The sequence below is a fragment of the Diaphorobacter nitroreducens genome (genome assembly GCF_002214645.1).
In the GTDB taxonomy this organism is placed as follows: domain Bacteria; phylum Pseudomonadota; class Gammaproteobacteria; order Burkholderiales; family Burkholderiaceae_C; genus Diaphorobacter; species Diaphorobacter nitroreducens.
In genome coordinates, this window is sequence record NZ_CP016278.1 from 416,630 (window position 1) to 436,644 (window position 20,015).

The 20,015-nt window shown below is 68.3% G+C and carries 23 protein-coding genes; 10 read left to right on the forward strand and 13 right to left on the reverse strand.

Features of this window, described 5'->3' with window-relative positions; all coding sequences use genetic code 11:
- The first annotated feature begins 16 nt into the window (after positions 1–16).
- From BA022_RS01915 to BA022_RS01925, 3 genes are all read left to right on the forward strand, one after another.
- Positions 17–334, forward strand: a complete 318-nt coding sequence (locus BA022_RS01915; RefSeq protein ID WP_011806031.1) for a DUF4212 domain-containing protein — start codon at positions 17–19, stop codon at positions 332–334.
- On the forward strand, positions 327–2,414 hold the full coding sequence (locus BA022_RS01920; RefSeq protein ID WP_088886382.1) for a VC_2705 family sodium/solute symporter: 2,088 nt from the start codon (positions 327–329) through the stop codon (positions 2,412–2,414). Before BA022_RS01915 ends, BA022_RS01920 begins: the two co-directional genes overlap by 8 nt.
- Before the next feature lie 137 nt (positions 2,415–2,551).
- Entirely contained in the window at positions 2,552–3,019 is a 468-nt protein-coding gene (locus tag BA022_RS01925) for a hypothetical protein (RefSeq protein ID WP_047350521.1), read from the forward strand.
- Between the two features lie 116 nt (positions 3,020–3,135).
- Here BA022_RS01925 and efp read toward each other — a convergent pair whose 3' ends face one another.
- From efp to BA022_RS01940, 3 genes are all read right to left on the reverse strand, one after another.
- On the reverse strand, positions 3,136–3,690 hold the full coding sequence (gene efp / locus BA022_RS01930; protein ID WP_011806028.1) for an elongation factor P: 555 nt from the start codon (positions 3,688–3,690) through the stop codon (positions 3,136–3,138).
- 166 nt (positions 3,691–3,856) lie between these two features.
- Positions 3,857–4,969, reverse strand: a complete 1,113-nt coding sequence (gene earP, locus BA022_RS01935; protein ID WP_088886383.1) for an elongation factor P maturation arginine rhamnosyltransferase EarP — start codon at positions 4,967–4,969, stop codon at positions 3,857–3,859.
- A complete protein-coding gene (locus tag BA022_RS01940) occupies positions 4,966–5,865 on the reverse strand; it encodes a LysR family transcriptional regulator (RefSeq protein ID WP_088886384.1) in 900 nt (299 codons plus the stop codon). Before BA022_RS01940 ends, earP begins: the two co-directional genes overlap by 4 nt.
- Before the next feature lie 120 nt (positions 5,866–5,985).
- Between BA022_RS01940 and BA022_RS01945 the strand changes: the two genes are divergently transcribed.
- The 5 genes from BA022_RS01945 (at position 5,986) to BA022_RS01965 (ending at position 10,832) form a co-directional block, all read left to right on the forward strand.
- Positions 5,986–7,206 (forward strand): CaiB/BaiF CoA transferase family protein, encoded by a 1,221-nt coding sequence (locus BA022_RS01945; protein WP_088886385.1) that lies wholly within the window; start codon positions 5,986–5,988, stop codon positions 7,204–7,206.
- Positions 7,203–8,177 (forward strand): hydroxymethylglutaryl-CoA lyase, encoded by a 975-nt coding sequence (locus BA022_RS01950; protein WP_088886386.1) that lies wholly within the window; start codon positions 7,203–7,205, stop codon positions 8,175–8,177. The genes BA022_RS01945 and BA022_RS01950 overlap by 4 nt, the downstream gene beginning before the upstream one ends.
- A 37-nt stretch (positions 8,178–8,214) precedes the next feature.
- On the forward strand, positions 8,215–9,216 hold the full coding sequence (locus BA022_RS01955; protein WP_088886387.1) for a Bug family tripartite tricarboxylate transporter substrate binding protein: 1,002 nt from the start codon (positions 8,215–8,217) through the stop codon (positions 9,214–9,216).
- Positions 9,217–9,266: 50 nt separating this feature from the next.
- Positions 9,267–10,253, forward strand: coding sequence for a Bug family tripartite tricarboxylate transporter substrate binding protein (locus BA022_RS01960; RefSeq protein ID WP_041836343.1), 987 nt, complete (start codon positions 9,267–9,269; stop codon positions 10,251–10,253).
- A gap of 63 nt (positions 10,254–10,316) precedes the next feature.
- Positions 10,317–10,832: a M48 metallopeptidase family protein gene (locus tag BA022_RS01965; RefSeq protein WP_011806021.1), complete on the forward strand. Its 516-nt coding sequence runs from the start codon at positions 10,317–10,319 to the stop codon at positions 10,830–10,832.
- A gap of 67 nt (positions 10,833–10,899) precedes the next feature.
- On the opposite strand, the gene murI is transcribed toward BA022_RS01965, so the two are convergent.
- The 10 genes from murI to BA022_RS02015 all read right to left on the reverse strand — a co-directional run bounded on the left by murI (position 10,900) and on the right by BA022_RS02015 (position 17,537).
- On the reverse strand, positions 10,900–11,775 hold the full coding sequence (murI, locus tag BA022_RS01970) for a glutamate racemase (protein WP_088886388.1): 876 nt from the start codon (positions 11,773–11,775) through the stop codon (positions 10,900–10,902).
- A 102-nt stretch (positions 11,776–11,877) separates the two neighbouring features.
- Complete coding sequence (locus BA022_RS01975; protein ID WP_088886389.1) at positions 11,878–12,309, reverse strand: GFA family protein; 432 nt, start codon at positions 12,307–12,309, stop codon at positions 11,878–11,880.
- Positions 12,310–12,334: 25 nt separating this feature from the next.
- A complete protein-coding gene (locus BA022_RS01980; protein ID WP_088886390.1) occupies positions 12,335–12,979 on the reverse strand; it encodes a DUF938 domain-containing protein in 645 nt (214 codons plus the stop codon).
- 11 nt (positions 12,980–12,990) lie between these two features.
- Positions 12,991–13,977 carry a CDF family Co(II)/Ni(II) efflux transporter DmeF gene (dmeF, locus tag BA022_RS01985; RefSeq protein ID WP_187305999.1) on the reverse strand — a complete coding sequence of 329 codons (987 nt, stop codon included), beginning with the start codon at positions 13,975–13,977 and terminating at the stop codon, positions 12,991–12,993.
- Positions 13,974–14,246, reverse strand: coding sequence for a metal/formaldehyde-sensitive transcriptional repressor (locus BA022_RS01990; RefSeq protein ID WP_088886391.1), 273 nt, complete (start codon positions 14,244–14,246; stop codon positions 13,974–13,976). The genes dmeF and BA022_RS01990 overlap by 4 nt, the downstream gene beginning before the upstream one ends.
- A gap of 203 nt (positions 14,247–14,449) precedes the next feature.
- Positions 14,450–15,544 carry a tartrate dehydrogenase gene (locus BA022_RS01995; RefSeq protein ID WP_088886392.1) on the reverse strand — a complete coding sequence of 365 codons (1,095 nt, stop codon included), beginning with the start codon at positions 15,542–15,544 and terminating at the stop codon, positions 14,450–14,452.
- Between the two features lie 337 nt (positions 15,545–15,881).
- Positions 15,882–16,343 carry a GatB/YqeY domain-containing protein gene (locus tag BA022_RS02000; protein WP_088886393.1) on the reverse strand — a complete coding sequence of 154 codons (462 nt, stop codon included), beginning with the start codon at positions 16,341–16,343 and terminating at the stop codon, positions 15,882–15,884.
- Positions 16,344–16,440: 97 nt separating this feature from the next.
- Positions 16,441–16,653, reverse strand: a complete 213-nt coding sequence (gene rpsU / locus BA022_RS02005) for a 30S ribosomal protein S21 (protein ID WP_007833691.1) — start codon at positions 16,651–16,653, stop codon at positions 16,441–16,443.
- A gap of 129 nt (positions 16,654–16,782) precedes the next feature.
- Complete coding sequence (locus BA022_RS02010; protein ID WP_088886394.1) at positions 16,783–17,187, reverse strand: antibiotic biosynthesis monooxygenase family protein; 405 nt, start codon at positions 17,185–17,187, stop codon at positions 16,783–16,785.
- On the reverse strand, positions 17,184–17,537 hold the full coding sequence (locus BA022_RS02015; RefSeq protein ID WP_088886395.1) for an NIPSNAP family protein: 354 nt from the start codon (positions 17,535–17,537) through the stop codon (positions 17,184–17,186). The genes BA022_RS02010 and BA022_RS02015 overlap by 4 nt, the downstream gene beginning before the upstream one ends.
- Before the next feature lie 108 nt (positions 17,538–17,645).
- Here BA022_RS02015 and BA022_RS02020 point away from each other — a divergent pair, with 108 nt between their 5' ends.
- Positions 17,646–18,365 carry an ArsR/SmtB family transcription factor gene (locus tag BA022_RS02020; RefSeq protein ID WP_088888490.1) on the forward strand — a complete coding sequence of 240 codons (720 nt, stop codon included), beginning with the start codon at positions 17,646–17,648 and terminating at the stop codon, positions 18,363–18,365.
- A gap of 152 nt (positions 18,366–18,517) precedes the next feature.
- Positions 18,518–20,011, forward strand: a complete 1,494-nt coding sequence (sufB, locus tag BA022_RS02025) for a Fe-S cluster assembly protein SufB (protein WP_088886396.1) — start codon at positions 18,518–18,520, stop codon at positions 20,009–20,011.
- The last annotated feature ends 4 nt before the right edge of the window (positions 20,012–20,015 follow it).

The window sequence follows — 20,015 nt, forward strand, 5'->3', positions numbered from 1 at the left end:
GCCGCAGCCGCAGGCCATGCCCCACCGCCGGTCGCTCACGCAGGAAGAGATCGAGGGGGCGCCTTTTGCCCCCGACCTGCACGATGCACGCCACCTGTGGCTGAAGGCGGGCCTGCTGCTCGTGTGGGTGCTGGTGTCGTTCGGTACCGGCTACTTCGCGCGCGACCTGCAATTCCTGGTGGGTCCATGGCCGTTGAGCTACTGGATTGCCTCCCAGGGGGCAGTCCTGATGTTCATTGGCATCGTCTGCGTTTACTGTGCCGCCATGAGCTACTTCGAACGGCAGGACATGGCGGCGCAGCGCGACGCTGCCACAGCCCCACCCCATGATTGAACGCGGCGGCGAGGGGCGCAGCTACATGGCGCGCCTGAACCGCATCGTGGCGTTGTACATCGCGGGGCTGCTGGGGTTCGTGGCCCTGATGGCCTGGGCCGAGCAGCGCGGGCTGTCGCGCCAGTGGATTGGCCCCATCTTCCTGTTTCTCACCGTGATGGCCTACGCCGCCATCGGCGTGTACGGCCGCACCACGGATGCGGACGAATACTACGTGGCGGGCCGCCGCATTCCGCCGTTCTACAACGGCATGGCCGCCGCCGCGGACTGGATGAGTGCGGCCTCGTTCATCAGCCTGTCGGGCGCGCTGTATCTGCAGGGCTTCTCGGGCACGCCGGAGCAGCCGGGCGGGCTGGCCTATCTGTTGGGCTGGACGGGCGGCTTCGTGCTCGTGGCCATGCTCATCGCGCCGCACCTGCGGGCGATGAACCTCTACACCGTTCCGGACTTCTTCCAGGTGCGTTTTGGCGGGCGCTGGCCACGCATCATCGCGGCCCTGTCGGCCGTGCTGTGCTCTTTCACCTACGTGGTGGCGCAGATCTACGGCGTGGGGCTGATCGCCTCGCGCCTGACCGGGGTGCAGTTCGAGATCGGCATCATGCTCGGCCTGGGCGGCGTGCTGCTGTGCTCGTTCCTGGGGGGGATGCGCGCCATCACCTGGACGCAGGTGGCGCAGTACATCGTCATCCTGCTGGCGTTCCTGATCCCGGTGTCGTGGCTGGCGTACAAGCAGCTCGGCAACCCCGTTGCACCGGTGGTGGCGGGAGCACAGATCGGCAAGATCACCACGCTGGAGGGTGGGCTGCTGGCCTCGGAGGTCGAGCAAGACGTGGTCGCGGCCTACCTGCAGCGCGCCGAGGATTACAAGGCGCGGCTGGCCGACGTGCCCGCCGCACTCGCGCGTGAGCGCGAAGCGGCGCGCGAGCGCATCCAGCGCCTGCGCGCCCAGAACGCCGACGTGGGGCTGATCGTGGCCGCCAGCCGGGATTTGGCCTCCATGCCGCGCGACGAGGCTGCCGCGCGCGATCGCTGGACGCGCGAGATGCGCGACAACTATGAGCGTGCCCGCGCCATGGGCGGCCTGCCGCGCCACAGCCAGGCGTTTGCGGGTGACCCGCAGGGCACCCCGCAGGAGCGCCAGACCTTCGACGATGCGCGCCGCAACTTCCTGGCGCTGATGTTCTGCCTGATGGTGGGAACGGCCGGCCTGCCGCACCTGCTGACGCGCTACTACACGGTGCCCTCGGTGGCGGGCGCGCGCGCGTCGGTCGCGTGGTCGCTGTTCTTCATCGCACTGCTGTACCTGAGTGCGCCGGCGCTCGCCGTGCTGGTGAAGTTCGAGGTCATGAACAACCTCGTGGGAAGCAGCTTCGACCAACTGCCCAACTGGATGGCGCAATGGGCGCGTGTGGACGCCTCGCTGCTGTCCGTGGAGGACGTGAACGGCGACGGCATCGTGCAGTTCGGCGAGATCCGCTTCGGGGCCGACCTCATCATGCTGGCCACCCCCGAGATCGGCGGGCTCCCCTACGTGATCTCCGGCCTGGTGGCCGCGGGCGGGCTGGCCGCTGCGCTGTCCACTGCCGACGGCCTGCTGCTCACCATCAGCAACGCGCTGGTGCGCGACCTGTACCACCAGGAAACGCGCCGCAAGGCGTCGCCCGAGCAGCGGGTGATCCTGACCAAGTTCACGCTGCTCTCCGTGGCGCTGTCTGCGGCGTTCGTGGCTGCGCTCAAGCCGTCGGAAATCCTGCCCATGGTGTCGGCGTCGTTTTCCATCGCTGCATCGGCCTTCGTGCCCGCGATGGTGATGGGCATCTTCTGGCGCGGTACTACGCGCCAGGGCGCGGTAGCCGGCATGCTCGCCGGCCTGTCTGTCACCGTGTATTACCTGTTGGCGCAGGTGGACAGCGTGCGCGATTGGGTGCCTTCCGCGCTGCTCGTCGATGGCCTGTGGTTCGGCATCCATCCGATTTCGGCCGGGGTCTTCGGCGTGCCGGTGGGTCTGGCTGTGGCGTGGAGCGTCAGCCTGGCCACGCGGCCGGGCCGCGTGCGGCCGGCTCCCGCGGACGGGCTGTAGCGCGCCGCGCCCCGCGGCTGCGCGCCCACGGCGACCTGCGGTTTGACCTCATTCACAAATGGTCACATTCGTGCCACGCTGATCCCGTGCGGCGTTCCATGCCGCTTTTCCATCACGTACCAAGCGAAGAGGTGGGCATGATTCTCGTGAAGACACCGGCTGGGCAACTGGCGCTGAAGGATCGCCAGGGAGCGCTGTCGCCGCGCCAGCGCTCAGCCTTCATCCTGTTCGACGGCAAGCGCACCCTGGACCAGGTGCTGACGGCCACGGCGGCCATGGGTATCTCGCGCGAGGACGTGCAGCTCATGATCGACCAGGGGTTGCTGGAGAGCGGACCGGGAGCGCCGGCACCCGCGGCCGCAGCGCCGGCGGACGGCGCCGAGGTGCAGGTCGATGGCACGGGGCGCACGCAGCGCGAGCGCTATCAAGCCGCCTACCCGATCGCTACCGAACTTACCGCCAGCCTTGGGCTGAAGGGCTTCCGCCTGAATCTGGCGGTCGAGGGCGCTGCGGGGTATGAGGATCTGGCGGCGCTGGCTCCCAAGATCCGCGAGGCCGTGGGAGACGCCAAGTACACCAGGCTGGAGAGGGCGTTGTTCGCATGAATGCGGCGCTGGGCGTGGCCCCTGCCGGACCCACCCAGTCCTCAATAAAAAAAGGGGAGCGTGCATGACACGCTCCCCTTGCATGAACAGCGTCCGCAGCCGGACGCAAGGTGTTCTTAGACGCGCTTGCGGTATTCGCCCGTGCGCGTGTCGATCTCGATCTTGTCGCCCTGGTCCACGAACAGCGGCACGGCCACTTCGAAGCCGGTGGCGATCTTCGCGGGCTTGAGCACCTTGCCGGACGTATCGCCCTTCACGGCGGGTTCGGTCCAGGTGATCTCGCGCTCCACGCTGGTGGGCAGTTCCACGGAGATGGCCTTGCCGTCGTAGAACACCACTTCGGCGGCCATGCCGTCTTCGAGGTAGCTGATGGCATCGCCCATGTTGGAGGCTTCCACTTCGTACTGGTTGTACTCGGCGTCCATCCACACGTACATCGGGTCGGCGAAGTAGGAGTAGGTGCACTCCTTCTTGTCCAGGATCACGTTGTCGATCTTGTCGTCGGCCTTGAAGACGACTTCGGTGCCCATGTTGGACAGGAGCGCCTTCAGCTTCATGCGCACGGTAGCGGCGCCGCGGCCGCCGCGGGCGTATTCGGTCTTCAGCACGATCATGGGGTCTTTGCCCTGCATGATCACGTTGCCGGCGCGGATTTCTTGAGCGATTTTCATGGCTTGCTTGGGAAGGAAAGGTTGACCGCTCCACAAGTCGGGGCGGGCGGGCGTGGCCCAGGCGTTTGCGTGAACTGGGCCGCCTTCCACCCCGGCGCATGTTCCGCGGCGGGGGCGCCGGCTGGGCACGCGAGTGCCGCCTTCGAATGGCGCAAAACCGGGGATTCTAGCTTTTCTCCACCACAAACCCTAGTAGTAAGGTCAATAAATCCTGCTGTGCCAGCAGTCGCGCACGCGCGGACTGTATACATGCGCGCCATTCGCCCAGGGTGGCCGCGTCCAGGGGCGGCAACTCGCTGCGGGTCTCCAGACCGTTCCACAGGGCCGACCAGCGCCGCAGTGACGCTGGTGCGTGCAGCCAGTCCAGGAAGGCCAGTAGCTTGGCGTGGTGCGCATCGTCGTGCTGCGGATAGATCTGCCACACGAACGGCTGGCCCGCCCACAGGGCGCGCACCAGCGAGTCCTCGCCGCGCACGAAGTTCAGGTCGCAGGCCCAGAGCATTTCGTCAAAGGCCGGCTGAGGGCAGGGTGGAAGATATGAAATTGATAGCTGCTCGCGCTTGCTGTATGAGCCTTGGAGGCTGTTTTGACTCTCAAATTGCTGCTGCCATTGGCGCACGGCCGCCGTGGCACGTCCGGGCGTGACCAGCAGCCGCACGTCGCTGCGCGGCTGCCATTGCGCCAGCAGCTGGGGCAGGGCGGGTGGTTCGTAGCAGAACAGCGAGATGGCGACTTCGTCTGCCCCGATGCCGTGGCCGGCGCGCCAGGCGGTGCGGTCGAACGCGGCCTGGCGCGCCAGCAGGTCTGGCTCACGCAGCAGGCCGCCCGTGCGCTCGGTGAAGCCGGGGTAGTAGAACCAGCGTGTCAGGCCTGCCCCCGGGCCGCTCATGAGCGGAGACGGCAGCCGGTGGCAGCGTTCCACATAGGCCTCGGCCGACAGGTACTCCAGGTTGATCCATAAGGGTTTTGGGCCTGTGGCGTTTGTGTGGTGAGCGATGGCAGCTATGAATTGCGGAGCAATCTCGCAGCCGAAGGCCTCCACCACCACGTCGCCAGGCCCGTCTGCGGGCGCCTGCATGGGCCAGGGCAGCACCTGTACGCCAGGTGCGCCCTGCGGCGCCATCCAGGCCAGAGCGCTGGCGTCATCCACCCACAGGCGCACGCGGTGGCCGCGGCTGCCCAGATCGGCCGCCAGGCGCCAGCTCACGCCGATGTCGCCAAAGTTGTCGATCACCTGGCAAAAGATGTCCCAGCGCAGGTGGGCCGTGGCCTTCGTCATGGCGCCTCCTGGGCGCCGGCGCGCAAGTGGTCCACCAGCAAGCGTGCGACGCTGGACAGCGACTCCTCCGAGCGCACGCACAGCGACAGCCGCCGCCGTGCCCAGGGCTCATCCAGCGTGATGGCGCGCAGGGCCAGCGTGCCGCGGTAGATCTGGGCGCTGCCGCGCGGCAGCACGGCCACGCCCAGACCGGCGGACACCATCAGGCACAGGGCGTCATAGCTCGTGACCTGAATGCGCAGCTTGAGCGGCATCTCCTGCTCGGCCGCGGCGCGTGTGAGCAGGTTGTTGATGGCGCTGCCCGGATGCATGCCCACAAAGTCGCAGGCCAGGGCGTCTGCCAGGCGCACGCTGCGGCGGCGTGCCAGCGCATGGCCCGCGGGGACGATGAGGACCAGCTCGTCCTCGCGGTAGGGCAGCAGGGTCACGCGCTCGCCATAACTGCCGTGGTTGAGGATACCCACGTCGGCTGCGTTCTCGGCCACCGATTGCGCCACGGCGGTGCTGATCTGCTCCTGCAGCCGCACATCGACCTGCGGATGCGCGGCCATGAAGCGCTGCAGTTCGCCCGGCAGGAACTGCGTGATGGCCGAGATGTTGGCCACCACGCGCACGTGGCCGCGCACGCCGGCGCGGAAGTCCTGCATCTGCGTGGCGATGCCGTCCAGGTCGTTGAGCACGCCGCGCGCCAGGTGCAGCAGGGCGTAGGCCGCAGCCGTGGGCTCGGTGCCGCGGTTGCTGCGGGTGAACAGCTCCACGCGCAGCGCGTCCTCCAGCTCGGCCAGGCGGCGGCTGGCGGCGGAGGGCGCGATGTGTTCGCGCGCGGCGGCGCGGGCGATGGCGTTTTCCTCCATCACCGCGACGAACAGGCGCAGGGAGACCGGGTCGAGCTTCATGGGCGGCGATGGTACTGCGGCGGCGGCGGGCCATGCCGGTTTGCGATGGCAGCTTCGCGCTTGAGCGTTTTGCGGCCCGGCCGGGGCGCCGCATCATGCCGCCTGGATTGCAGGAGACATATGACCCCCAAGTACAACACCGCTGCCCCCACGCCCGCGGCACTGGCCGGCGTGCGCGTGATCGAAATGGGCCAGCTCATCGCCGGGCCGTTCTGCGGCAAGACATTGGGCGAGTTCGGCGCCGATGTGGTGAAGATCGAGGCCGTGGGCGCGGGCGACCCCCTGCGCAACTGGCGCCTCATCAAGGAGGGCACCTCCGTGTGGTGGCAGGTGCAGTCGCGCAACAAGAAGTCGGTGGCGCTGGACCTGCGCCAGGCCGAGGCGCAGGACATCGCGCGCCGCCTGATTGCCGAAGCCGACGTGCTCATCGAGAACTTCCGTCCCGGCACGCTGGAGGGCTGGGGCCTGTCGCCCGAGGCGCTGCACGCCCTCAACCCGGGCTTGGTCATCCTGCGCATCTCGGGCTACGGGCAGACCGGCCCCTACCGCGACCTGCCGGGTTTTGGCGTGATCGGCGAGGCCATGGGCGGCCTGCGCCACCTCACGGCCGAGCCGGGCCGCGTGCCGGTGCGCGTGGGCGTGTCGATCGGTGACACGCTGGCCGCGCTGCACGGCGCCATCGGCGTGATGATGGCGCTGTACCACCGCAAGGTGAACGGCGGCGCGGGCCAGGTGATCGACGTGGCCCTGCACGAGGCGGTGTTCAACTGCATGGAAAGCCTGATCCCCGAGTACAGCGCCTTTGGCGCCGTGCGCGAGGCCGCGGGCAGCGCGCTGCCGGGCATTGCGCCGAGCAACGCCTACCCCTGCCAGGACGGCTGGGTGCTGGTGGCCGGCAATGGCGACAGCATCTTCAAGCGCCTGATGGCCACCATCGGCCGCCAGGATCTGGCCGATGACCCGCAACTGGCCGACAACGCCGGCCGCGTGGCGCGCGTGGCCGAGATCGACGCCGCCATTGGCCGCTGGACCGCCGAGCGCACCGTGGCGCAAGTGATGGAGTTGCTGGCCGCCGCACGCGTGCCCGCGGGCAAGGTCTATACCGCCAAGGACATCGCCGAGGACCCGCACTACCAGGCGCGAGACATGTTGCTCACGCAGCGCACGCGCGACGGCTACGAGCTGCAGGTGCCGGGCATCGTGCCCAAGCTCTCGGCCACGCCGGGCACCATCCGCACCAGCGCGCCGCGCCTGGGGGACGACACCGATGCCGTGCTGGCCGAGGCGGGGCTGACGGCCGAGCAGATCGCGCTGCTGCGCAGCAAGGGAGTGATCCAATGACGACCAGCGTGTGGAACGGCGCCGGGCGGCGCATCGAGCTGTGTGACGTGGGCCTGCGCGACGGCCTGCAGATGGAGGCGCAGTTCGTGCCGACCGAGGACAAGATCGCGCTCGTGAATGCACTGTCCCACGCGGGCCTGTCCAAGATCGAGGTGACCTCGTTCACCTCGCCCACGGCCATCCCCGCGCTGCGCGACGCCGAGGTGGTGATGCGCGAGATCGAGCGCCGCCCCGGCGTGACCTACACCGCGCTGGTGCCCAACGCGCGCGGCGCGGAGCGCGCCATCGAGTCGCGCACCGACGAGCTGAACCTGGTCATGTCCGTCAGCGAGACGCATAACCTCGCCAACCTGCGCATGACGCGCGCGCAGTCGTTCGCGGCGCTGGCACAGGTGATCACCATGGCGCAGGCGGCGCAGGTGCCGGTGAACGTGTCGCTGTCGTGCGTGTTCGGTTGCCCCATGGAGGGCGACGTGGCGCTGGACGCCGTGTGGGAGCATGTGCAGCGCTTCGCCGACCTGGGCGTTGCGGGCATCACGCTGTGCGACACCACGGGCATGGCCTTTCCCACGCAGGTGGGGCAGGTGGTGGCCGCTGCGCGCGCGCGCTGGCCGGGCATGGCCTTCACGCTGCACTTTCACAACACGCGCGGCATGGGCCTGGCCAATGTGCTGGCGGCCATCGATGCGGGGGCGCAGCGCTTTGACGCATCGCTGGGCGGCCTGGGCGGCTGTCCCTATGCGCCGGGTGCCACGGGCAATGTGTGCACCGAAGAAGTGGTGCATGCGCTGCAGCTCATGGGTTACGACACGGGCATTGATCTGCCGGCGCTGATTGCCACTGCGGCCCGCCTGCCCGCGCTGATCGGCCACGAGGTGCCCAGCCAGATCGTGAAGGCGGGGTGCCGGCTGGACCTGCATCCGGTGCCGGCCGGCTTCGACGCAATCCGCGAGCGCGCGCTGGCGCGGTAGCTTTTACCGCACATCCATAACGACAGGAGACAACCCCATGCCTTTGACCACTGCATCCCACGGCCGCAGGGCCGCGCTGGCCTTTGGGGCCGCTGTGGGCGCACTGCTGTGCATCGCGCCCCTGGGCGCCGCCGCGCAGGACAAGTACCCCTCCAAACCCATCACCCTGGTGGTGCCGCAGGCCGCGGGCGGCGCCAACGACGCGATTGCGCGCGTGCTGGCGCAGCGCCTGGGCGAGCAGATGGGCCAGAGCGTGGTGGTGGACAACCGCCCCGGCGCGGGCGGCACGCTGGCCACGGCGGCCCTGGCGCGTGCCAAGCACGATGGCTACACGCTGCTGGTCACGGCCGACAGCGCGCACGTGATCGGCCCGGCGCTCTACAAGAACCCGGGGTTTGACGCCGTCAAGGATTTCGAGCCCGTGGCGCCCGTCGCCACCGCCGGCTATGTGCTGGTGGCGCATCCTTCGTTCCCGGGCAACAACGTGGCGGACCTGATCCGGCTGGCCAAGGCCAGCCCCGGCAAGTACGCCATCGCCTCGGCTGGCAACGGCACGCTCAACCACCTGATCGGTGAGCTGCTGCAAAAGGCCGCGGGCATCCAGCTGCAGCACATTCCCTACAAGGGCTCGGCGGCGGCCGCCACCGACGTGGCGGGCGGGCAGGTGCCGCTGTCGGTGCAGAGCCTGCCCTCGTCGATCGCCTTCATCAAGGCGGGCAAGCTCAAGGTGCTGGGCGTGGTGAACGAAAAGCGCGTCGCCGCGCTGCCCGACGTGCCCACCATTGGCGAGACGCTCAAGGGCTTCGCCCAGGCACCGTGGTACGCCATGTTCGCCCCGGCGGGCACGCCCGCGCCCATCGTCGAGCGGCTGCAGGCCGAAGTGGCACGCGCGCTGGACCACAAGGATGTGGTGGACAAGCTCGCCGTCGTGGGCTGCGAGCCGTTCAAGGGCACGTCTGCCCAGCTGGGTGCGCTGGTGCAGTCCGACCTGCCCAAGTGGGCGCGCGTGGTCAAGGACACCGGCGCCACCGTGGACTGATTCTTCCATCCCGATTTCGCACAACTTTCAACAAGGAGACACAACCCATGATGACCACGCGCATCACACGCAAACATTTCGGCGCACTGGCGCTGGCCGCTTTGGCGCCGCTGGCGCTGTCCACGGCCTGGGCGCAGGGCGGCTACCCGTCGCGCACGGTGACCTTCGTCGTACCGGCCGCCGCCGGCGGCACCACCGACATCTCGGCGCGCATGGCCGCGCAGGCGCTGGCGCCGGTGCTGGGCCAGTCGGTGGTGGTGGACAACAAGGGTGGCGGCAACGGCGCCATCGCGGCCAACATCGTCAAGCGCGCCGAGCCCGATGGCTACACGCTGCTCATGCAGTACTCGGGCTACCACGTGATCTCGCCCCATCTCACCAAGGCACCGCAGTGGGATCAGAAGGACTTCCAGCCCATCGCCAACGTGATCTCGGCGCCGCAGATCATCGTGGTGCGCGACGGCCTGCCGGTGAAGACCCTGGCCGAGCTGGTGGCCTACGCCAAGGCCAACCCCGGCAAGCTCAACTACGCCTCGTCGGGCAACGGCTCGCTGCAGCACGTGACCGGCGCCATGCTGGAGCAGCAGGGCGGCATCAAGATGGTGCACGTGCCCTACAAGGGCACGGGCCCCGCGCTGCAGGACCTGCTGGGCGGCCAGGTGGACCTGACCTTCGGCACCGCTCCGCCGTTCATGCCCCACATCCAGTCCGGCAAGCTGCGCGTGCTGGCCGTCACGGGTAAGGAGCGCCTGGCCAGCCTGCCCGACGCCCCCACCACGGCCGAGGCCGGCTACCCGGGCGTGAACGCCACCTCGTGGTTCGCGCTGTTTGCGCCCGCAGGCGTGCCCAAGCCGGTCATCGACAAGCTGGCCGCCGACATGAAGAAGGTGGTGGAAGACCCGGCCTTCCGCAAGAAGGCGCAGGAACAGGGTGCCGCGGCCGACTACCAGGGCCCGCAGCAGCTGGGCGAGCGCGTGAAGAGCGACTTCGCCAACTGGGCGGGCGTGATCAAGAGCTCCAAGATCGAGGCGGAATAAATCCGCCCTACACTGGGCGCCCTTTGCAACCGGCAGCACGCGCGTGCTGTCGCCCGGCGCCCCATGACCGCTCCCACTGATCTGCCCTACCTGCGGGCCTACGCGCCCGCGCTGCAGGCCCAGGCCCATGCGCTGCTGGCGCAGGGCCAGCTGGGCGCGCTGCTGCAGCGCAAGTACCCCGAGGGACACTCGGTGCGCAGCGACAAGGCGCTGTACGACTACGCCCAGGAGTTCAAGGCGCGCCACCTGCGCAACGCGGGCACGGTCAACAAGGTGCTGTTCGACAGCAAGATCCACGTGGTCCGCCATGCGCTGGGGCTGCACACCCACCGCACGCGGGTGCAGGGCGGGCGGCTGGCGGCGCGGCATGAGATCCGCGTGGCCGCGCTGTTCAAGCAGACGCCCGACGAGTTCCTGCGCATGATCGTCGTGCACGAGCTGGCCCACCTGCGCGAGAAGGACCATGGCAAGGCCTTCTACCAGCTGTGCACCCACATGGAGCCGCAGTACCACCAGTTCGAGTTCGACCTGCGCCTGTACCTCACGCACCTGGACGCGGGTGGTGAGCTGCTGTGGTGAAATGCTATTGAAAAAATAGCTGCCAGCGCTTGATAGATAAGCGGTGCAGCCCGTTTTGCCTTAAATCTCAGTCGATCTGCAGCGCCGTGCAGTACTGCGCGGGCAACTGTAGCCAGCGTTCGGCTGCCGACTGCAGCGCGGCCAACTGGCCGGTGGTGTAGAGCTGGATATGCCCCGGCGCGGCGGGCGCGCCATCCGCCGCATGCTCGGGTGCGAGGACGCCGGCCTGGTCGAGGATGCGCCGGGTCTGGCGCGCCACGGGCGCACCTGTGTCGATGATCTGCACATCCGGCCCCACCAGGGCGCGCAGCATGTCCTTGGCGAACACGTAGTGGGTGCAGCCCAGCACCAGCGTGTCGATCTCGCCCGTTTTCAAGCCAAAAGTGCCCAGCGCGCCCGTGTACTGGACGCAAAGCGCTTCTATTTTTGCCATGGATGCGGCGGCGGGCAGCGGCTCCTCGGTGCTTTGCTCGATGGCGCGCGCCAGGCCGTCGCAAGGCTGCACCGAAAAGCGCGTGCCGGCCGAATGCCCATCGCGCAGGCGCTGAAAGCGCGCGCTGCCCACCGTGCCGCGCGTGGCCAGCACGCCCACGTGGTGCGTCTGGCTGCTGGCGGCGGCGGGCTTGAGCGCCGGCTCCACCCCGATGGCAGGCAGGTCGGGCAGGGCGGCGCGCAGTTGTTCCACCGCGGCGGCGGTGGCCGTGTTGCAGGCGACCACCAGCGCCTTGATGCCGTGGTGTTCGCGCAGCCAGCGGGCGATGGCCAGCGTGCGCTGCTGCACGAAGGCGTCGCCCTTGGCGTCGCCGTAGGGAGCGTTGCCGCTGTCGGCCAGGTAGACGAAATGCTCGTGCGGCAGTTCGTGGCGCAGCGCCTGCAGCACGCTCAGGCCGCCAATGCCGCTGTCGAACACACCAATGGGACGGGCGGCAAGGGGCGATGTCATGGAAGGCGTGGCAAGAAATCGGGGGAAGGGCACCGCCAGGGGGGGCGGCGGCGCACGGGCCTCCAGTATGCCCGTGCGGCGGCCGGGCTGCAGGGGCGCGCTCTAGGCCGCGCCGGGCGGTACGTACCCCTGCGGGTGCTGGGGTAGATCGTCCTGGAGGGGCCACCAGCTGCAGCGCGAGGCCACATGCATGTGGAATGCCGGCGCCGCGGCCACGGGCTCGTCCAGCAGGCCTGCGCGGATGCGCACCACGCCGGGCAGGCTGTCGCGCTCGCTGAATACCGGCGAACCGCAGATGCCGCAGAACACGCGCCGCTTGCCGGGGGAGGACTCGAAGCGCCGCAGCAGGTCCTGGCCGGCCTGGAACTGCAGCCGATCCACGTCCACCGGCAGGTTGGCGGCAAACGCGCTGCCCTGCGCGCGGCGGCACTGCGCGCAGTGGCAGATCTGGATCGGGGACAGCGGCCCGCGGATCGTGAAGCGCACGCCTTGGCAGAGGCAGGCGCCGTGGTGCAGCGGCTCGGATGGGTTCATGACAGACGGCGAAGGTGTGTTGGCGTCACTCTACGGCAGGCTCCGCCGGGGCGGCGGTGCGGTGGAACACCAGCAGCCGGTTGTTCGCGGGCATGGCGTGGTCGTGCGCGAGCGCGAGGCTGTGCTGTGCCGCCAGCGCCACGATGTCCTCGAAGTGGCGGATGCCGCTGTGCGGGTCGCGCTGGCGCAGCCAGGCATCAAAGGCGCGGTTGCTGTCACTGGTGTAGGTGCCGTCGTAGTTGAAGGGGCCGTACAGCGCCAGCACGCCGCCGCCAGGCAGGTGGGCACCGGCCAGCGCGAACAGCCGCTGCACCAGCGGCCAGGCCACGATGTGCGCGGTGTTGCTGCTGAATACCGCATCGAACGGCCCGCTGTCAGGTTCGCCCTGCGGCCAATCGCTGTGCGCCAGGTCCAGCAGCAGCGGCGGGCGCAGGTTGGGCGCCGGGTGCTGCCCATGCCAGGCGCGTATGCCTGCGTGGTTGTCCGCCAGGTCGCTGGTCTGCCACACCAAGTGGGGCAGGCGCGGCGCGAAATACACGCTGTGCTGGCCCGTGCCCGAACCCACCTCCAGCACATGCCGCCGGTCGGCAAAGGCCTGCTGCAGCACGGCGAAGATGGGCGCCTGGTTGTTTTCGCAGGCTTGGGAAAACGGCAAGGGAGGGTGACTCATGGCATGTGTGCTCAAAGCGCCTGTACTTCCACGGTGACGTGCGACAGCTCGTGCACCGGCAGCAGCAGGGCCTTGTAGTGCTGCGCGGGCTGCGGCGTGGCCGAGGCGACGGAAACGATGGCAGCAAAATGGCCCGGGCCGACCTGCCAGACATGCAGGTCTTTCAGCGTGTCGCCCGTGGCGGAGAGGATGTCCTCGATCTCCTGGCGGACCTGCGGTCCTTCGGCCGGCGCATCCAGCAGCACGCCACCGGCGTCACGGATCAACCCCCAGGACCAGCGGGCGATCACCAGCGCGCCCACCACGCCCATGGCCGGGTCGGCCCAGAGCCAGCCGTAGCTGCGTCCCACGAGCAGCGCCGCGATGGCCAGCACGGAGGTCAGCGCGTCGGCCAGCACATGCAGGTAAGCCGCGCGCAGGTTGTTGTCGTGGCCATGGCGTCCGTGATCGTGGTCGTGGCCGTCGGCGTGGTGATGGTCGTGCCCGTGATCGTGGCCATGGTGGTGGTGCCCATGCCCGCCATGCAGCAGCCGGGCGGACACCAGGTTCACCACCAGGCCGATCACCGCCACGGCGATCGCCTGCTCGAAGCGGATGGGCACGGGGTTGGTCAGCCGCAGGAAGCTCTCCCACGCGATGAGCAGCGCCACGATGGCCAGCACCACGGCGCTGGCGAAGCCGGCCAGGTCGCCCATCTTGCCGGTGCCGAACGAGAAGCGTGGGTTGGCCGCATGGCGGCGTGCATACCCATAGGCCAGCGCCGTGATCAGCATGGCACCGGCGTGCGTGGACATGTGCCAGCCGTCGGCCACCAGGGCCATCGAACCGTACAGCTTGCCCGCCAGGATCTCGGCGACCATCATGCTGGCCGTCAGCGCGATCACGAGCCACACGCGCCGCTCGTTGCGCTGGTGCTCCGCGCCCAGGAAGACGTGGTGATGGTCGGCGGGGAAGGGTGCGGGCGCCGCGCCCGCGGTGTGCAGGGTGGAGGAAGTCATTTCAGGTACGAGCGCAGGATGTCCATCATTTCTTCGCCGCCGGTGCGGCGCTCGGCATCGGTGCCGGCGTCCACCACATGAGCCTGCAGGTGGCCCAGCATGACTTCGGTGGTCAGACCATTCATGGCGCCGCGTGCCGAAGCGAGCTGCCGCAGCACTTCCGCGCACGCGGCGTCACCCTCCAGGGCGCGCTCGACGCCCTCCATCTGGCCCTTGATGCGCCGCACGCGTGCGATCAGCTTGTCTTTTTGCCCGTGGGTGTGGGACATGGAATGACTTGAAAATATAGTGCGGGGGGCTATGCTAACCCGGCCGCACGGACCGCGGCGGGAACTTGGCCATTGCGCGCAGCGGGCGCGTGCGCAATATGTTGTTGAAATGGGCTGCAGCGCTTGATGGACAAGCGCTGCATGCTATTTAATCAATAGCGTAAGTCCGTTGACGGAAACATGCCGCACCCTGCGGGCGGGGGTTACCCGTGCGCGATGCGCGCGGCGATGGCCTCGCCCACTTGCGTGGTGCTTGCCGCACCGCCCAGGTCTGGCGTGCGCGGGCCGCTTTTGATGATCTCTTCGATGGCCGCAACGATGGCATCGTGGGCCTGCCGCCCCGCGCCTTGGCCGTGGGTCAGGAAGTCCAGCATCAGCGCACCGGACCAGATCATGGCGATCGGGTTGGCGATGTTCTGGCCGTAGATGTCGGGCGCCGAGCCGTGCACGGGCTCGAACAGGCTGGGGAAGGTGCGGTCGGGGTTCAGGTTGGCCGATGGCGCCAGGCCGATGGTGCCGGTGGTGGCGGGCCCCAGGTCGGAGAGGATGTCGCCGAACAGGTTGGTGGCGGCCACCACGTCGAAGCGCCCCGGCTGCAGCACGAAGCGCGCGGTGAGGATGTCGATGTGCTGCTTGTCCAGCGTGACTTCGGGGTAGTCCTTGGCGACCTCGTCGGCGCGCTGGTCCCACCAGGGCATGCTGATGGCGATGCCGTTGCTTTTGGTGGCCAGCGTTACGTGCTTGCGCGGGCGGCTTTGCGCCAGGTCGAAGGCGAACTTCAGCAGGCGCTTGGCGCCGTGGCGCGAGTAGACCGATTCCTGGATCACGACCTCGCGCTCCGTGCCCTCGTACATGACGCCGCCCAGCGACGTGTACTCGCCCTCGGTGTTCTCGCGCACCACGAGGTAGTCGATATCGCCGGGCTTGCGGCCGGCCAGCGGGCAGGGCACGCCCTCGAACAGACGCACGGGGCGCAGGTTGATGTACTGGTCGAACTCGCGGCGGAACTTCAGCAGCGAACCCCACAGCGAGATGTGATCGGGTACGGTCGCCGGCCAGCCCACGGCGCCGAAGAAGATCGCATCCATGCCCGACAGCTGCGCCTTCCAGTCGTCGGGCATCATCTGGCCGTGCCGGGCGTAATAGTCGCAATGCGCCCAGTCGAAGGTGTGCAGTTCCAGGTTCAGACCGAAGCGCCGGGCGGCGGCCTGCACGGCGCGCAGGCCTTCGGGCATGACTTCCTTGCCAATGCCGTCTCCGGCGATCACGGCGATCTTGTGGGTGCGTTGCTGCTGCATGGGTGGCTTTTCAAACGATGTAAGCCCGCCATTGTTCACCGAGGAGAGCGTCTGTTCAATGCGCGCGCCCGTGTCTGCGTCTTTCGTGACGTTGGCAGGACGTTCGCCGCTGCACACGGAATGGTGGGGAGAAGCCCAATACGGGGGGCGTGCCCCGCGCGGCCCAGCGGTCTGTCAGCAGTCGGGTCTGTGGGTGTCCAAGCGGCTGTTGAGCGGGGCGTGTGCGGCGCAGCAAAAACGATAGCTACCAGCGCTTGCCAGCGAATGAACTCAATGCCAAATGGGTCTGTGATCGAGACAGATCAAGCGCAAGCAGCTATGAATAGCATAGTGGCAATTAACTGCTCAGCGCGGCCTTCACGGCGGCCGACACCTGGCCCATGTCGGCCTTGCCGGCCAGGCGGGTCTTGACCACGCCCATCACCTTGCCCATGTCGCCGGGGCCCACCGTCTTGCCCAGTTCTGCGCCGACTTCGGCCACGATGGCCTTCACAGCGGTAGCCACTTCGTCGGCCGACATGCGTTCGGGCAGGTAGGCCTGCAGCACGGCCATTTCGGCCTTTTCCTTGTCGGCCAGGTCCTGGCGGCCCGCGCTCTCGAAGGCGGTGATGCTGTCCTTGCGCTGCTTGATCAGCTTGTCCACGATGGCCACGATGGCCGCGTCATCCAGCGTGATGCGCTCGTCCACTTCCTTTTGCTTCATGGCGGCCTGCAGCAGGCGGATGGTGCCCAGGCGCTCGCTGTCCTTGGCGCGCATGGCGGTTTTCATGTCTTCGGTGATCTGGTCCTTGAGGCTCATGGTGTTTCTCCAGTCAAACGGTGTAGAAAACAAAAAACCCGCGCTTGGCGTCCCTAGCGCGGGTTTTGTGGCGTCTGGTGTCAACGCCGGGCTGTGCTTAGTACAGCTTCTTGGGCAGCTGCATGCTGCGCACGCGCTTGTAGTGGCGCTTCACGGCGGCAGCCTTCTTGCGCTTGCGCTCGGCGGTGGGCTTCTCGTAGAACTCACGGGCGCGCAGGTCGGTCAGCAGGCCCAGCTTTTCGATGGTGCGCTTGAAGCGGCGCAGGGCCACGTCAAAGGGTTCGTTTTCTTTTACACGAATGGTCGTCATTAGCTAATGTTTTCCAATAGGTGCCGCTAGCGGGTTTTCGGGAAGATCGGGCCCAAAAGCCATATACGGCGGTTTTCCCCGTCTGTAACTAGTATCCGGCCGACGGGGTCATGCCAGCAGAGCCGAGCATTATAACGGCTCTGCGCTGCCGGGCAAGCGGCTGCCCGGCACAGAGTCGGGCACAGTCCGCGGCGCATGGCAGGCACGTGAGTCGGCGGGTGCCTGGTCACGTGCATGCAGGCCGTAGTCGCGCTGCACGGTGGCCACGCGCAGCCGGTAGTCGGCAAACACGCCTGCGCGGCCCGTCGCCTGGGCCTGGCGGTGCTGCGGCAACGCGCGCCAGCGGGCCACGGCCCTTTCGTCGCGCCAGAAGCTCAGCGACAGCAGCTTGCCGGGCGTGGACAGGCTCTCGAAGCGCTCCACGGAGATGAAGCCGTCGATGGCCTGCAGCGCGGCGCGCAGGTCCGCCGCCAGGTACAGGTAGGCCTGGCGGCCGTCGCTGCTCGGCTGCACTTCGAAGATGACGGCGATCATGGCTGGGCCTGCGTGGTGGTGGGCAATGCGGGGCGCGCGAGGGTGCCCGCCACCGCCTCGGTGAAGCTGCGTTCCTCGCGCAGGATGAAGCGCTGGCGCTGCGCCATCTCGAAGTTGGCGCGGCCCTCGGGGTCGGCCTTGAGCCGGGCGCGGTAGGCCTCGTAGTCGGCCAGGCTGGCGAAGGCGATCAGGCCCCAGGCCTCGTAATTGGTGCCCTCGCTGGGCAGGAAGTAGCCCAGCAGGTGGCCGCCGCAGCGCGGGATGACGCGCCCCCAGGCTTCGGCATAGGCGCGAAAGGCCTCGCGCTGAAAGGGGTCGATTTCGTAGCGGATGAAACAGGTGATGGGCATGGCGTGCTCCTGTGGTGGGTGGATGCGTCCATGGTGCCGGCCGTTGCATGGCCGATGTTTCGTCCTGGAGCGAAGCGTGCGCCGGGCTGGCTGCGGCACACTGCGCGCATGAACACCAACCAGATTGCGCATGTCGCGGCCCTGGTCGGCGAGCCGGCGCGCACCGCCATGCTGGTCGCGCTGATGGACGGACGCGCCCTCACGGCACGTGAATTGGCCGAGGCTGGGCGCGTGTCTGCCGCCACGGCCAGCCGCCACCTGGGCCTGTTGGTGGAGGCCGGGCTGCTGGTGCTGGAACGCCAGGGGCGCCATCGGTACCACCGCCTGGCTTCGCCCGAGGTGGCGCATTTGCTGGAAGGGCTGATGCAGCTGGCCGTGCGGCAGGCGACGGTGTCGCGGCCCGTGGTCGTGGGCCCGCGCGACGCGGCGCTGCGCCAGGCGCGTACCTGCTATGACCATATTGCCGGCCGCCTGGGCGTGGCCATCGCCGCGCACCTGTTGGAGGAGGGCGCCATCGTCTTCGATGACGATGCAGGTGGGCGGGTGACCGGCCGGGCGCAGGCTGTGCTGGCACCGCTGGGGCTGGCCGCGCAGGACGCACTGGCCGCAAGCGCCGCGCGGCGCCCGCCATGCCGGCCCTGTCTGGACTGGAGTGAGCGCCGCCCCCACATGGCCGGGCGCCTGGGGGCGCTGCTGTGCGTGCATTGCCTGGAGCGCGGCTGGCTGCGGCGCGCGCAGGCATCGCGCGCGCTGGAGATCACGCCGCCCGGCGTGGTGGCGCTGCGCAACTGGCTGGGCGTGGTGCGCTGGGGCGAGGTGACCGGCTGACTGGGGTGATGCGCTGGCCTGACGGCAAGCCGCTGCCCGCCCGAAGCGGCGAGCCGGTAAACCCCTGATGCGGGTGCAGGGACCGCATGCGGGTTTGGCGGATTTTTAAAAGATTCATAACATATGAATATTAAAAACTCCGCCCCACGGTCATGTCCTCACAACCCGCCATTCTCGACGCACCCGTCGCCGGTCGCGAGGCGCCGCAGGCGCCCGCGCTGGAGCAGGCGCTGCAGCGCCCGTACCAGCATGGTTTCGTTACCGACGTCGAGTCCGACTTCCTGCCGCCGGGCCTGGACGAGGACACCATCCGCGCCATCTCGCGCAAGAAGCGCGAGCCGCAGTTTTTGCTGGACTGGCGGCTGGCGGCGTTTGAGCGCTGGCGTGCGATGGAGTTGCCCGACTGGGCGCACCTCAAGATCGAGCCCATCGATTTTCAGGCGCTGAGCTACTACTCGGCACCCAAGTCGCTCAAGAACGCACCCAAGAGCCTGGACGAGGTGGACCCCAAGCTGCTGGAGACCTACGAGAAGCTCAACGTGCCGCTGCACGAGCGCGCTCGCCTGGCCGGCGTGGCGGTGGACGCGGTGTTCGACTCGGTCTCGGTGGGCACCACCTTCCGCGAGCAGCTGGCCGAAGTGGGCGTGATCTTCTGCTCGTTCTCGCATGCGGTGCAGAACCACCCGGAGCTGGTCGAGAAATACCTGGGGACCGTGGTGCCGCAGGGCGACAACTTCTATGCCGCGCTGAACTCGGCTGTGTTTTCCGATGGCTCCTTTGTCTACATTCCCAAGGGTGTGAAGTGCCCCATGGAGCTGTCGTCCTACTTCCGCATCAACGCGCAGAACACGGGGCAGTTCGAGCGCACGCTGATCATTGCCGAAGAGGGCAGTTCGGTCAGCTATCTGGAGGGCTGCACCGCCCCGCAGCGCGACGAGAACCAGTTGCACGCCGCCGTGGTGGAGTTGATCGCCCACGACGACGCGTTCATCAAGTACTCCACGGTGCAGAACTGGTACCCCGGCGACGAGAATGGCGTGGGCGGCATCTACAACTTCGTGACCAAGCGCGGCCTGGCGGCCGGCAGGCGCTCGCGCATCGCCTGGACGCAGATCGAGACTGGCTCGGCCATCACCTGGAAGTACCCCAGCGTGGTGCTGCGCGGCGACGAATCGAACGGCGAGTTCCACTCCATCGCCGTGTCCAACCACTTCCAGCAGGCGGATACCGGCACCAAGATGATCCACCTGGGCAAGAACACCACCAGCCGCATCGTCTCCAAGGGCATCAGCGCAGGCCACGCGCACAACAGCTACCGCGGCCTGGTGCGCGTGAACCCCGGCGCCGCCGGCGCGCGCAACCACACGCAGTGCGACTCGCTGCTCATCGGGCCCGACTGCGGCGCCCACACCTTCCCCTACGTGGACACCGCGCGCAGCGATGCCGTGGTGGAGCACGAGGCCACCACCACGCGCATCTCGGAGGAGCGCCTGTTCTATTGCCAGCAGCGTGGCATCGACCCGCAGGAGGCCACGGCCCTCATCGTCGGCGGCTTTTGCCAGGCGGTGCTGGAAGAGTTGCCCATGGAATTCGCGCTGGAAGCCAAGGCGCTGCTTGCCGTGTCGCTGGAAGGCGCGGTGGGCTGAGATC

What these genes read in the sequence shown, in the direction of transcription:
- BA022_RS01915 (WP_011806031.1), top strand. Translation starts at nt 17, where the DNA reads ATGCCCCACCGCCGGTCGCTCACGCAGGAAGAGATCGAGGGGGCGCCT.
- BA022_RS01920 (WP_088886382.1), top strand. Translation starts at nt 327, where the DNA reads ATGATTGAACGCGGCGGCGAGGGGCGCAGCTACATGGCGCGCCTGAAC.
- BA022_RS01925 (WP_047350521.1), top strand. Translation starts at nt 2,552, where the DNA reads ATGATTCTCGTGAAGACACCGGCTGGGCAACTGGCGCTGAAGGATCGC.
- efp (WP_011806028.1), bottom strand. Translation starts at nt 3,690, where the DNA reads ATGAAAATCGCTCAAGAAATCCGCGCCGGCAACGTGATCATGCAGGGC.
- earP (WP_088886383.1), bottom strand. Translation starts at nt 4,969, where the DNA reads ATGACGAAGGCCACGGCCCACCTGCGCTGGGACATCTTTTGCCAGGTG.
- BA022_RS01940 (WP_088886384.1), bottom strand. Translation starts at nt 5,865, where the DNA reads ATGAAGCTCGACCCGGTCTCCCTGCGCCTGTTCGTCGCGGTGATGGAG.
- BA022_RS01945 (WP_088886385.1), top strand. Translation starts at nt 5,986, where the DNA reads ATGACCCCCAAGTACAACACCGCTGCCCCCACGCCCGCGGCACTGGCC.
- BA022_RS01950 (WP_088886386.1), top strand. Translation starts at nt 7,203, where the DNA reads ATGACGACCAGCGTGTGGAACGGCGCCGGGCGGCGCATCGAGCTGTGT.
- BA022_RS01955 (WP_088886387.1), top strand. Translation starts at nt 8,215, where the DNA reads ATGCCTTTGACCACTGCATCCCACGGCCGCAGGGCCGCGCTGGCCTTT.
- BA022_RS01960 (WP_041836343.1), top strand. Translation starts at nt 9,267, where the DNA reads ATGACCACGCGCATCACACGCAAACATTTCGGCGCACTGGCGCTGGCC.
- BA022_RS01965 (WP_011806021.1), top strand. Translation starts at nt 10,317, where the DNA reads ATGACCGCTCCCACTGATCTGCCCTACCTGCGGGCCTACGCGCCCGCG.
- murI (WP_088886388.1), bottom strand. Translation starts at nt 11,775, where the DNA reads ATGACATCGCCCCTTGCCGCCCGTCCCATTGGTGTGTTCGACAGCGGC.
- BA022_RS01975 (WP_088886389.1), bottom strand. Translation starts at nt 12,309, where the DNA reads ATGAACCCATCCGAGCCGCTGCACCACGGCGCCTGCCTCTGCCAAGGC.
- BA022_RS01980 (WP_088886390.1), bottom strand. Translation starts at nt 12,979, where the DNA reads ATGAGTCACCCTCCCTTGCCGTTTTCCCAAGCCTGCGAAAACAACCAG.
- dmeF (WP_187305999.1), bottom strand. Translation starts at nt 13,977, where the DNA reads ATGACTTCCTCCACCCTGCACACCGCGGGCGCGGCGCCCGCACCCTTC.
- BA022_RS01990 (WP_088886391.1), bottom strand. Translation starts at nt 14,246, where the DNA reads ATGTCCCACACCCACGGGCAAAAAGACAAGCTGATCGCACGCGTGCGG.
- BA022_RS01995 (WP_088886392.1), bottom strand. Translation starts at nt 15,544, where the DNA reads ATGCAGCAGCAACGCACCCACAAGATCGCCGTGATCGCCGGAGACGGC.
- BA022_RS02000 (WP_088886393.1), bottom strand. Translation starts at nt 16,343, where the DNA reads ATGAGCCTCAAGGACCAGATCACCGAAGACATGAAAACCGCCATGCGC.
- rpsU (WP_007833691.1), bottom strand. Translation starts at nt 16,653, where the DNA reads ATGACGACCATTCGTGTAAAAGAAAACGAACCCTTTGACGTGGCCCTG.
- BA022_RS02010 (WP_088886394.1), bottom strand. Translation starts at nt 17,187, where the DNA reads ATGATCGCCGTCATCTTCGAAGTGCAGCCGAGCAGCGACGGCCGCCAG.
- BA022_RS02015 (WP_088886395.1), bottom strand. Translation starts at nt 17,537, where the DNA reads ATGCCCATCACCTGTTTCATCCGCTACGAAATCGACCCCTTTCAGCGC.
- BA022_RS02020 (WP_088888490.1), top strand. Translation starts at nt 17,646, where the DNA reads ATGAACACCAACCAGATTGCGCATGTCGCGGCCCTGGTCGGCGAGCCG.
- sufB (WP_088886396.1), top strand. Translation starts at nt 18,518, where the DNA reads ATGTCCTCACAACCCGCCATTCTCGACGCACCCGTCGCCGGTCGCGAG.